This window comes from Paracoccus sp. UBA5162, from assembly GCF_002413585.1.
GTDB lineage: Bacteria > Pseudomonadota > Alphaproteobacteria > Rhodobacterales > Rhodobacteraceae > Paracoccus.
In genome coordinates this window covers 659-12601 of the sequence record NZ_DHXG01000093.1, presented here as the reverse complement: position 1 = coordinate 12601, position 11943 = coordinate 659, and the positions used below count along the sequence as shown (strand labels likewise).

Genomic DNA, 11943 nt, shown 5'->3' with positions numbered 1-11943 from the left:
TCGGAAAGCCGGTCCTTGACCTCGTTCCACAGGGCCGCGCCGCGCAGGCTGCGTTCCACGATCTCGTCCAGTTCGGCGCGGTTGCGCGACAGGCCATGAATGCGCGGCCCGTAAGCCACGTTGTCGTAGATGGATTTGGGAAACGGGTTCGGCTTCTGGAACACCATGCCAACCTTGGCGCGCAATTGCACCGGATCGACGCGACGGTCGTAGATATCCTCGTGGTCCAGCGTGATCCTGCCTTCGACGCGGCAGATCGGGATGGTGTCGTTCATCCGGTTGATGCAGCGCAGAAAGGTCGACTTGCCGCAACCCGAGGGGCCGATGAAGGCCGTCACGGTCTTGTCGAGGATATCGACATCCACGTCCTTGATGGCATGTGTATCGCCGTAAAAGACCTGCACACCCCTGGCCGAAATCTTGTTGTTCAACTGGTTCACTGCACTCTCCGGGCGGTTCGTGTCGTACATATTGTCCTCCTTCGCCCGGATTACCAACGGCGTTCGAACCGGCGGCGCAGCCAGATCGCCAGCAGGTTCATGCACATCAGCAGGACCAGCAGCACGATGATCGCGCCCGAGGCACGCTCGATGAAGGCGGGATCAGCCCGCTGGGTCCAGTTATAGACCTGCACGGGCAGGGCCGAGGCGGGGTCGAACAGACCCTCCGGCGGCGCCGCCGGGAAGTTCTTGACGAAGGCGACCATGCCGATCAGCAGCAGCGGCGCCGTCTCGCCCAGGGCCTGCGCCAGCCCGATGATGGTTCCGGTCAGGATGCCGGGCATGGCCAGCGGCAGGACGTGATGAAAGACCGACTGCATCTTTGACGCCCCCACCCCAAGTGCCGCATCGCGGATCGAGGGCGGCACCGCCTTCAGCGCCGCGCGGGTCGAGATGATGATCGTCGGCAGCGTCATCAGCGTCAGCACGAGGCCGCCGACGATGGGCGCCGATTGCGGCAATCCGGCGAAGTTGATGAAGGCCGCCAGCCCGAGGATGCCGAAGACGATCGACGGCACGGCGGCGAGATTCGAGATATTGACCTCGATCACGTCGGTCCAGCGGTTCCTGGGGGCGAATTCCTCAAGATAGATGCTGGCTCCGACGCCGATGGGCACGGCCAGGAACAGCACCACCAGCATCATGTAGAGCGAACCCAGGATCGCCACGCCCACGCCCGCGGCTTCGGGCCGCTGGTCCGAGGCATCGGGATTGGTCAGGAAATTCCAGTTGAAGCGCGTCACCAGCAGGCCGCGGTCGCGCAACGCCTCGGCCAGTTGGAGCTGACGGGGCGAGGTGTTGTTGTCGGCGGCGGCGCTTTCCATGCTGACGCGGCCCTTGAAATAGCCATCCACCCGGCCGTTCACCAGCACGTTCACATCGACCACCTGCCCGATCAGGTCAGGATTGGCCAGCACCCGGTTGCGCAACTGCGCCGACGCCTCTCGTGAAATCAGCCCGTCGATATCCTTCGCGGACAGGTCGGGGATCTGGATGCCGGTATCGGCGATCGCCTGTTCGACCGCCGTGTCCAGAACCGGCCCATAGGTCAGCGTCAGAACCTTTGCCATCTCGCCCGGGTCGCGGTTGCCCTTGGGATCCAGCTTTGCGGCGGGCAGGGCGACCGGGATCGAAAGATAGGTCTGACGAAAGGCGCCGGCACCGCCGGAGATGATCGTGGTCAGCAGAACGACCAGCGCAACCATGGCCACGCCGATGGCGATGGCGCCATAGCGGCGAAACCGTCTCTCGGCGGCGTTGCGGCGGCGGGTGCGGGCATCGGCCACCAGCAACGAGGATCGCGGTCTGGCATCACCGCCTGCGGAGATCGGAAGATCGGTCATTCGTACTGCTCGCGATATTTGCGCACGATATACAATGCGACGATGTTCAACCCCAGCGTGATCACGAACAGGGTCAGGCCGAGGGCAAAGGCGACCAGCGTCTCGGGCGCAGCGAAATCGTTGTCGCCGGTCAGCTGGCTGACGATCTTGACGGTGATCGTCGTCATCGCCTCGAAGGGATTCAGGCTCATTCTGGCCGCGGCACCGGCACCCAGGACCACGATCATCGTCTCTCCGATGGCGCGGGACGCCGCCAACAGGACCGCGCCCACGATTCCCGGAAGGGCGGCGGGCAGGACGACCTGGCGGATGGTCTCGGAGGGTGTGGACCCAAGGCCAAGCGCGCCATCGCGCAGGCTCTGCGGGACGGCGTTGATGATGTCGTCGCTGAGCGAACTGACGAAGGGGATCAGCATGATCCCCATGACCAGTCCCGCCGTCAGCACCGAGGATCCGGAATTGCCAAGGCCCAGCGGCTGGGCGAAATAGTCGCGCAGCATCGGTCCGACCGTGATCAGCGCGAAAAGGCCGTAGACGATGGTGGGGATGCCGGCAAGAACCTCGATCGCGGGCTTGGCGATGGCGCGCACCCGGCGCGTGGCATATTCGGACATGTAGATCGCGGCGAAAAGCCCGATGGGCACCGCGACCAGCAGGGCGATCAGGCTGATATACAGCGTGCCCCACAACAGCGGCAGGAGGCCAAGCCGGGAGTTTCCCTGAAAGCGCGGCGTCCATTCGGTGCCGAAGAAGAAGTCGGTCCAGCTGTATTTGCGAAAGAAGCTGCCGGTCTCGAACAGCATCGACAGCACGATCCCCGCCGTGGTCAGGATGGCGATGGTCGAGCACAGGATCAGCAGACCAAGAACGATCGCTTCGACCGTGTTGCGCGCCTTGAAGCCGACGCCGATCCGGCTGACGCCCCAGCCAAGCCCGGCCAGAGAAGCCGCGATGGCAAAAACGCCGACAAGGGTTCCGGCCTCGGCCGTCAGGATACCCGTCATGCGCAGCCCCGCGGCAACGACCAGCACGGCGACAGCCGGGGTCAGGGTCAGCAGCGCGACGCCGGCGCCATGATAGACGGGGCGACTGTGCAGATCGCGGACATCCGGGCCAGCGACCGAGAATGCGCGGCCGCGACCAACCAGATAACCGGCGGCGGCCAGGACTGCTGCGATGAAAAGCGCCCAGGACATCGGCATCGGGATTTCCTCTTGGCGAAGCAAGGAGGGGCGGCGCGAGGCGGACCCGCGTCGCCCGGCGCCCGGTCAGGGCATGTCGATGGTTGTCTGGTTGGCCACGGCGTCCTGCGTCGCGGCCAGTTCAGGATCCGAGACAAGGCCATACTGGGCCAGCGGACCATCCGGACCGGCCAGCGCGTCCGAGACGAAGAACTGGACATAATCCTCCAGCCCCGGAATCGTGCCGATATGCTGTTTCTTGACATAGAAATACAGCGGTCGTGAAACCGGGTATTCGCCAGAGGCGATCGTCTCGGTCGAAGGCGCGACGCCCGACATGGTGCCCACCTTCAGCTTGTCCATGTTGTTTTCGTAGAAGGACAGGCCGAACACGCCGATGCCGTTTGGTGCGCTGTCGATGCGCGACAGCGTCTCGGTGTAGTCGCCGTCGATATCCACGGCGACGCCATCGGTGCGCAGGGTCATGCAGGCCTCTTCGGCCTTGTCGTCGTCGCCCATCTCGGCCTTGAAGACCTCCATCGCGCCGGATTCCCTGCAGCCCGCCAGGATCACCTTTTCCTCGAACACTTCGCGGGTGCCGTGCTTCGTTCCGGGGATGAAGGCCAGGATCTCTTGATCGGGCAGATCGGCGTTCACCTCGGACCAGTTCTTGCTGGTGTTGTCCACCACCTTGCCGTCCCTGACCACCTTTGCCGACAGCGCATTGAACCAATCCGCCGGGCTATAGGCGAAATCGGGGCCCGAGGCGGCATTGGCAAAGACGATCCCGTCATAGCCGATGCGGACCTCCATGATCTCGGTGACGCCGGCGGCCTTGCAGGCCTCTTTCTCGCTGTCCTTGATCGCACGGCTGGCATTGGCGATGTCGATGGTATTCTCGCCCACGCCTTCGCAGAATTTCTTCAGCCCGGCCGAGGAGCCGCCCGATTCCACGACCGGGGTCGGGTAATCCGTGTTCTCGCCAAAGGCTTCGGCGACGATGGTCGCATAGGGCAGGACGGTGGACGAACCGGCGATCTGGATCTGCTCGCGCGCGGCGGCGGCGGTGGCCGAGGCGGCGATCATAGCGATGGCCGAGACGGTGAATTTCACGTTGGTCATGGATCTCTCCTGAGTCGGTCTTCCCCTGTCGGGGCTGCACGTGACCTAGACGCCACAGGTGACGCTAATGCAAAACTTGCATGACGATTTGATGACAAGCGGCATGGCCGCCGGCGATCAGCCGATCGTGCCCCTGACGCCGCCGGTCTGGGCGCGGTCCATCAACAGATGGTCCAGGATCACGCAGGCCGCCATCGCCTCGGCGACGGGCACCGCCCGGATGCCGACGCAGGGATCATGTCGGCCCTTGGTGATCAGGTCTATCTCTTGCCCCTGGCGGTTGATGGTGCGGCGCGGTGTCGTGATCGAGGAAGTCGGCTTGACCGAAAAGCGGACCGTGATGTCCTGCCCGGTGCTGATCCCGCCCAGGATGCCGCCGGCATGGTTGGACAGAAAGCGCGGGCCGTCATTGCCCATGCGGATCTCGTCGGCATTGTCCGTTCCGGTCAGGGCAGCCGCAGCCATGCCTTCGCCGATCTCGACGCCCTTGACGGCGTTGATCGACATCATCGCGGCGGCCAGATCGGTGTCCAGTTTCGCATAGACCGGCGCGCCCAGCCCCGGCGGACAGCCGCGGATCATCACCTCGACCGCCGCACCGACACTGTTCTGATCCTTGCGGACGGTGTCGAGATAATCGCTCCAGGCATCGACGGCCGTCGCGTCGGGCAGGAAGAACGGATTTTCCCTGATGGCGGCGGCGTCGAACCGGCCGCGATCCAGATGCATCGCGCCCATCTGCACCATGTAGCCGATGATCCGCAGATCGGGCAGCAGCTGCGCCAGAACCGCCCGCGCCACGCCGCCCGCCGCCACCCGCGCCGCCGTCTCGCGCGCGCTGGAGCGACCGCCACCGCGATAATCGCGCAGACCGTATTTCTGATGATAGGTGATGTCGGCATGGCCGGGGCGAAAGCTGGTGGCGATCTGACCGTAATCCTTGCTGCGTTGATCGGTATTCTCGATCATCAGCTGGATCGGCGTGCCGGTCGTGCGGCCCTCGAAGGTGCCCGACAGGATACGGACCTGATCGGCCTCGCGCCGCTGGGTCGTGTGTTTCGACGTTCCGGGGCGGCGGCGATCCAGGAATTGCTGGATGAAGGTCTCGTCCAGGGCCACGCCGGGGGGCGTGCCGTCCACCGTCGCGCCAAGGGCCGGACCGTGACTTTCGCCCCAGGTGGTGAACCGGAATTCGCGGCCGAAGGTGTTATAGCTCATGCTCGTTCTCCGGTCAGGGCTTTCAGTTCATAGATCAGGTCCAGGGCTTCGCGCGGGCTCAGCGCATCGGGATGGATGTCGCGCAGCCGCGCATCCAGCGGATCGTGCTTCGGCCTCGACGGCGCAGGTGCCGGCGCGGGCGGCACGGCGCGAAACAGCGGCAGTTCCTCGATCAGCGCGGCAGGCCGCGCCGCCCCCTCGCGTTCGCCCGATTCCAGGGCGTCCAGGACCGCGCGCGCGCGGTCCACGACCGAAGCCGGCAACCCCGCCAGCCGCGCCACCTGGACGCCATAGCTGCGGTCGGCCGCACCCTTGCGGACCTCGTGCAGAAAGATCACCTCGCCCTCCCATTCGCGCACGGCGACGGTGGCGTTCTCGACCCCCTCCAGCTTGGCGCTCAGCGCGGTCATCTCGTGGTAGTGGGTCGCGAACAGCGCCCGGCAGCGATTGACCTCGTGCAGATGCTCCATCACCGCCCAGGCGATGGAAAGCCCGTCCCAGGTCGCCGTCCCGCGCCCGATCTCGTCCAGGATCACCAGCGCATGATCGTCGGCCTGATTGAGAATCGCGGCGGTCTCGACCATTTCGACCATGAAGGTGGAACGGCCCCGCGCCAGATCGTCGGCGGCGCCGACACGACTGAAAAGCTGGCTGACCATGCCGATATGGGCATCGCGCGCGGGCACGAAGGCCCCGGCCTGCGCCAGCACGGCGATCAGCGCGTTCTGGCGCAGGAAGGTCGATTTGCCGGCCATGTTGGGCCCGGTCAGCAGCCAGATCGCGGGCGTCTCGGCGGCGGTCAGATCGCAGTCATTGGCGACGAATCCCTCTGTCCTGCGCTTCAGCGCATGTTCCACCACAGGGTGCCGGCCGCCCTCGATCCGAAAGGCGCGGCTGCCATCGACGCGGGGACGCACCCAGCCCTCGCCTGTCGCGATATCGGCGAAGGCGCCGGCAAGGTCGATCTCGGCCAGCGCGCGCGCCGCCTGCCCGATCCGCGGCGCATGATCCAGCACCGCGGCGCGAAGCCCATCGAAGATGCCGCGCTCGATTTCCAGCGCGCGGTCGCGGGCGTTGAGGATGCGCGTCTCCAGTTCCGAAAGCTCGACCGTGGTAAAGCGGATCTGGTTGGCGGTGGTCTGACGGTGGATGAAGGTGTCCGCCATCGCCAGCATCCGGTCGGCATGGGTGGTGGTGGTCTCGATGAAATATCCCAGCACGTTGTTGTGCCTGATCTTCAGGCTTTGCACCCCGGCCCTGGCGGCGTAATCGGCCTGCATCCCGGCGATCACGCCGCGCCCCTCGTCGCGCAGGCGGCGGGTCTGGTCCAGATCGGCGTCGTGACCGGGCGCGACGAAACCGCCATCGCGACCCAGCAGCGGCGGCTCGGCCACCAATGCCTGTTCCAGAAGATGGATCAAATCGTCATGTCCGGCCAGATCGCGTGCGGCGTCGCGCAGGATCGGCGCGACATCGCCGGACAGCCGCGCGGCGATCCGGGCACCCTGGGTCAGGCCGGCACGGATCGCGGCCAGATCGCGCGGTCCGCCCCGGTCCAGCGCCAGACGGGACAGGGCGCGGTCCATGTCGGGCACACGGGCCAGTGCCTCGCGCAGATCGGTCGCGAGGCGCGGATCATCGACCATCTGCGCCACCGCGTCGTGCCGCGCATGGATCAGCGCCAGATCGCGGCTGGGGGCGCTGATGCGGCGTTCCAGCAGCCGCGCCCCCGCCGCCGTGACGGTTCGGTCGATGGCAGCCAGCAGCGATCCCTCGCGCCCGCCCGACAAGGCCTGGGTCAATTCCAGATTGCGCCGGGTCGAGGCGTCGATCTGCATCGCGGCGCCGTGGCGTTCGCGCGCAGGCGGGCGCAACAGCGGCAACCTGCCTTTCTGCGTCATCTCCAGATACTCGACGATCGCCCCCATCGCCGACAGTTCCGCGCGCCCGAAGGTGCCGAATCCGTCCAGCGTCTCGACCCCGTAAAGCGCGCAGAGCCGACGAGCACCCGCGCCGCTGTCGAAGGCGCCGGCGTGACGATCGGTCAGGGCGGCGCCCGATTCCGCCGCCAGATCGCCGAGGCCCGCACCTTCGCAGGCCAGAATTTCACGCGGCGCAAGCCTGGCCAGTTCGGGTCCGAGGCGCGGCAGCGGACATTCCATTACCTGAAACGCGCCGGTCGAGATATCGACCCAGGCCAGTGCGCTGTCCTGGCGTACGGTCGCGAAGGCGGCCAGGAAATTGTGGCGCCGTGCCTCCAGCAGCGATTCCTCGGTCAGGGTACCGGGCGTGACCAGCCGCACCACGTCGCGGGCAACGACCGACTTGGACCCCCGTTTCCTGGCCTCGGCCGGATCTTCCATCTGTTCGGCGATGGCGACGCGGAACCCCTTGCGGATCAGCGTCAGCAGATAGCTTTCGGCGGCATGGACCGGCACCCCGCACATCGGGATGGGCTGGCCCTCATGGGTGCCGCGTTTCGTCAGCGCGATGTCCAGGGCGGCGGCGGCGGCCACGGCGTCGTCGAAGAACATCTCGTAGAAATCGCCCATGCGATAGAACAGAAGCGCGCCGGGATTGGCGTCCCGGATCGCCAGATACTGCGCCATCATCGGTGTGGGCTGATCGCTCATGCCGGTCCTTCGTCTGTCCTTGCCGGCGGTTCTATCCGCTTGCGCCGGGCTGTGGAACCACTACATTCAGACCCACCTCGGGGGGCCATACCGGCTGAGACGCGACGCGCGGACCCGTTGAACCTGATCCGGCTAACACCGGCGGAGGGAAGGTGACGCTGCCCTTTCTTTCGAAACCCCGTCTGAAAGGAGGCAGCGATGAAGAAGACCCTGATCCTCGCCCTGCTGGCCGCGACCCCCGCCGCCGCGCAGGACAAGCCCGTGCTGACCGTCTATGCCGGCGATTACATCGCCAGCGAATGGGGCCCCGGCCCCAGGATCGAAGAAGGGTTCGAGGCGTTCTGCGACTGCGACCTTCGTTTCGTGACCGGCGACATCCTGCCCCGTATTCTGATGGAGGGCGAAAACACCCAGGCCGACATCGTCTTCGGACTGAATACCGATGTCACGGCGCGGGCGCGCGCCTCGGGATTGTTCGCGCCGCATGGGCAGGATACCTCGGCCATGTCGATGCCGGTGGAATGGACCGATGACATCTTCCTGCCCTATAACTGGGGCGAGACGGCCTTTGTCTATGACGAGACGCGGCTGGACAATCCGCCGGCCAGTTTCGAAGACCTGCTGAACGCGCCCGACGATCTGAAGATCGTGATCCAGGATCCGCGCTCTTCCATTTCCGGCCTCGCGCTGCTGCTTTGGGTCAAGGCGGTTTATGGCGATGAGGCGCCCGAGGCATGGGCCCGGCTGGCGCCCAAGGTGCTGACGGTGACCAAGGGCTGGTCGGAAAGCTATGGCATGTTCACCGAGGGTGAGGCCGATATGGTGCTGTCCTACACCACCTCGCCCGCCTATCACATCGAGGCCGAAGACGATACGACCAAGCGCGCCGCGATCTTTCCCGAAGGTCATTATTTCATGGCCGAACTGGCCGCGCAGCTGAAAGGCACCGACCAGCCGGAACTGGCACAGAAATTCATGGACTGGATCCTGACCCCGGATTTTCAGAAGTCGATCCCGCTGGCGAACTGGTCGCTGCCCGCGAAACTGCCCGAGGCCGAATGGCCCAGGGTCATGCGAGAGCTGCCGCGCCCGGAAAAGACCCTGTTCTATTCCGAAGACGAGGCCGAGGCGCTTCGCAAACCGGCGCTGGATGAATGGCTGCGGGCATTCTCGCAATAAGACACCAGTCCGGCGGCGCGGCCGTCGCGGCCGGCCTGGGGACGCTGATCCTGGGCACCCTTGCGGCGGTCGCGTGGCAGGCACGTGGGCTGTCCGGGCTGGGCCCCTGGGATTGGCGGGCGGTCTGGTTCACGATCTGGCAGGCCGCGGTATCGGCGGGCCTGTCGGCGGCGCTGGCCATTCCGGTGGCCCGCGCGCTGGCCAGACGGCGCTTTCCGGGACGATCGGTTCTGGTCACGCTGCTGGGCGCGCCCTTCATCCTGCCCGTGATCGTCGCGATCATGGGACTGATCGCGGTCTTCGGCCGCAACGGCGCCATCAACGAGGGCCTGCGCGCGGCAGGCCTGCCGGAATTCAGTGTCTATGGCTGGCAGGGCGTCATCCTGGCCCATGTCTTCTTCAACCTGCCGCTGTCGGTGCGCCTGATCCTGCAGGGCTGGCAGGCCATTCCGGCGGAACGATTTCGTCTGGCCGAAAGCCTGGGCTTCGCGCCCGCCGACATGGCGCGGCATCTGGAACGGCCGATGCTGCGCGGCGTGTTGCCGGGCGTCTGGCTGGCGGTGTTCCTGGTCTGCCTGACCAGCTTCACCGTCGCGCTGGCGCTTGGCGGCGGGCCTTCGGCCACGACCGTGGAACTGGCGATCTATCAGGCCTTCCGCTTTGATTTCGATCTGGGGCGGGCGGCGACGCTGGGTCTGATCCAGATCGGGTTGTCGATCGCGGCGATGACGCTGGCCCGCTGGATCGCCATCCCCGCTGCCTTCGGAACGGGGCTGGACGAGGCACAGGGTCCGCGCGGACCGGCGGGCTGGCGACTGGGCGCGGACGCGCTGTCGATCGCGCTGGCGGCGCTGTTCCTGTTGTGGCCGATCATCGGCGTGACGGTGCAGGGCCTACCCCGCATCCCCGCCCTGCCGCCCGAGGTCTGGGCCGCCGCGCTGCGATCGGTGATCATGGCGCTGGTTTCGGCCGTGCTGGCGCTGGCGCTGTGCCTGACCCTGGCGCTGGCCATCGCGCACGGTCGGGCCGGCTGGATCGAGACGGCCGGGATGCTGCCGATCGTCGCCTCGCCGCTGGTGCTGGGCACGGGGTTGTTCATCCTGCTGCGCGGCTGGGTCGCGCCCGGGGCGATGGCCCTGCCCGTCACCGTCGTCATCAACGCGATCATGGCGCTGCCTTTCGGCCTGCGCGCGCTGATTCCGGCGGCGCAGGCGCTGCGCGACGATTACGGCAGGCTGGGCGATTCGCTGGACATGCAGGGCCTCGCCCGGCTGCGCTATCTCACCCTGCCCCGTCTGGCCCGGCCGCTGGGCTTTGCCGGAGGGCTGGCTGCCGCGCTGGCGATGGGCGATCTTGGCGTCATCACCCTGTTCGCCACCGATCAACCGACCTTGCCGCTGAAACTGTATCAATTGATGAATTCATATCGCATGGCCGATGCCAGCGCCTGCGCGGTGCTGCTGATGGCAATCAGTTTCGCTCTGTTCTGGGCCTTCGACCGCGGAGGCCGCCTTGCTTGAACTTAGCGGGATCCGCATCAGTCGCGGCGATTTCGCCCTGTCGGCCGATCTGTCGGTGCCCGGCGGCGCGCGGGTCGCGATCCTCGGCCCGTCGGGTTCGGGGAAATCCACGCTGCTGTCGCTGATTGGCGGGTTCCTGTCACCCGATCAGGGGCATATCCGCTGGAACGGGCAGAATATCGATGCGCTGCCGCCCGGCCGTCGCCCGGTCTCGTTCCTGTTTCAGGACCAGAACCTGTTTCCCCATCTCAGCGTGGCGCAAAATGTGGGGCTGGGGCTGCGGGCCGATCTGCGGCTTTCGGACGAGCAGCGGGGCCGGGTCACACAAGTGCTGCGCGATGTCGGCCTGCCCGACCTGGCCCAGCGACGCCCCGCCAATCTGTCTGGCGGCCAACAAGGTCGGGTCGCGCTGGCCCGCGTTTTGCTGCGCGCGCGCCCGATCCTGCTGCTGGACGAGCCCTTCTCGGCCCTTGGTCCCGCCCTGAAATCCGATATGCTGCGACTGCTGGACCGGATCGCGACACAGACCGGGGCCACGGTGTTGATGGTGACGCACGATCCGCAGGACGCCCGTCATTTCGCGCCGGCCACAATCGTGATTGACAAGGGTGTCGCCCATCCGCCGGTCGAGACCGGCCCGCTTCTGGACCACCCGCCGCCCGGGCTGAAAGCCTATCTGGGCTGACCCGCGTCGCATCCCGCAGCGCCAATTTTCCTTCGGATGTCGTTCCATCGAAACTTGCAGATTTGAGATCCCTCCGGACATCGAAATGACCGGATCGAGGAATCGCCACGCTCAGGTCTGGTCGCCCAGCGATGCGATTTCCGAAAAATTGGCCGCGAAAAGTCGCAGCATTTACATGTTTTAAAATTTCCAGACGATCCATTTCCCGCATGATAATATAAAAATGGCGCCGCTTCCCAATATTAACGGGAAATTCACGCTCTTTTCACAGCGCCGAACCATTCAGGGTCACGGCATCAATCGGCCGGGGCAAATCATCGCCTCGGACAATGTGAAAAGGAGCAATGACATGCCAACGGGAACCAATGGCAACGACACCCTTCTGGGCACGGCCGCATCGGAATATTTCAACGGACTTGGGGGTAACGACCTGATCCTGACACGCGCAGGCAATGACCGCGCCTATGGCGGTTCGGGCAATGACCGGGTCTATGGCCAGGACGGAAACGACACCGTCGATGGCGGCACCGGAAACGATTATATCCATGGCGGCAACGGCAAT

General features: G+C 65.8%; 10 protein-coding genes and 1 riboswitch. Of the genes, 4 read left to right on the top strand and 6 right to left on the bottom strand.

Annotation, left to right across the window (positions count from 1 at the left end; all coding sequences use genetic code 11):
• The 6 genes from B4A72_RS15215 to mutS form a co-directional block, all read right to left on the bottom strand.
• A partial coding sequence (locus B4A72_RS15215; RefSeq protein WP_292979035.1) for a phosphate ABC transporter ATP-binding protein occupies positions 1–470 on the bottom strand: 470 nt, incomplete at its 3' end.
• A 20-nt stretch (positions 471–490) separates the two neighbouring features.
• Complete coding sequence (gene pstA / locus B4A72_RS15210) at positions 491–1843, bottom strand: phosphate ABC transporter permease PstA (RefSeq protein ID WP_292959163.1); 1353 nt, start codon at positions 1841–1843, stop codon at positions 491–493.
• Positions 1840–3045, bottom strand: coding sequence for a phosphate ABC transporter permease subunit PstC (gene pstC, locus B4A72_RS15205; RefSeq protein WP_292959164.1), 1206 nt, complete (start codon positions 3043–3045; stop codon positions 1840–1842). Before pstC ends, pstA begins: the two co-directional genes overlap by 4 nt.
• A 66-nt stretch (positions 3046–3111) precedes the next feature.
• Complete coding sequence (locus tag B4A72_RS15200; protein WP_292979033.1) at positions 3112–4146, bottom strand: substrate-binding domain-containing protein; 1035 nt, start codon at positions 4144–4146, stop codon at positions 3112–3114.
• Between the two features lie 117 nt (positions 4147–4263).
• On the bottom strand, positions 4264–5364 hold the full coding sequence (gene aroC, locus B4A72_RS15195; protein WP_292979031.1) for a chorismate synthase: 1101 nt from the start codon (positions 5362–5364) through the stop codon (positions 4264–4266).
• Positions 5361–7997 carry a DNA mismatch repair protein MutS gene (gene mutS, locus B4A72_RS15190; protein ID WP_292959168.1) on the bottom strand — a complete coding sequence of 879 codons (2637 nt, stop codon included), beginning with the start codon at positions 7995–7997 and terminating at the stop codon, positions 5361–5363. The genes aroC and mutS overlap by 4 nt, the downstream gene beginning before the upstream one ends.
• 68 nt (positions 7998–8065) lie before the next feature.
• A riboswitch (TPP riboswitch) is annotated at positions 8066–8164 on the top strand.
• Positions 8165–8195: 31 nt separating this feature from the next.
• Here mutS and B4A72_RS15185 point away from each other — a divergent pair.
• The 4 genes from B4A72_RS15185 to B4A72_RS15170 form a co-directional block, all read left to right on the top strand.
• Positions 8196–9176, top strand: a complete 981-nt coding sequence (locus B4A72_RS15185) for a thiamine ABC transporter substrate-binding protein (RefSeq protein WP_292959169.1) — start codon at positions 8196–8198, stop codon at positions 9174–9176.
• On the top strand, positions 9152–10696 hold the full coding sequence (locus tag B4A72_RS15180; protein WP_292959170.1) for a thiamine/thiamine pyrophosphate ABC transporter permease ThiP: 1545 nt from the start codon (positions 9152–9154) through the stop codon (positions 10694–10696). Before B4A72_RS15185 ends, B4A72_RS15180 begins: the two co-directional genes overlap by 25 nt.
• The gene (locus B4A72_RS15175; RefSeq protein WP_292959171.1) at positions 10689–11381 is read left to right on the top strand and encodes an ATP-binding cassette domain-containing protein; all 693 of its coding nucleotides are present in this window, start codon (positions 10689–10691) and stop codon (positions 11379–11381) included. The genes B4A72_RS15180 and B4A72_RS15175 overlap by 8 nt, the downstream gene beginning before the upstream one ends.
• A gap of 349 nt (positions 11382–11730) precedes the next feature.
• Positions 11731–11943 (top strand): calcium-binding protein (locus tag B4A72_RS15170; protein WP_414692199.1); only part of this gene is annotated, 213 nt, incomplete at its 3' end.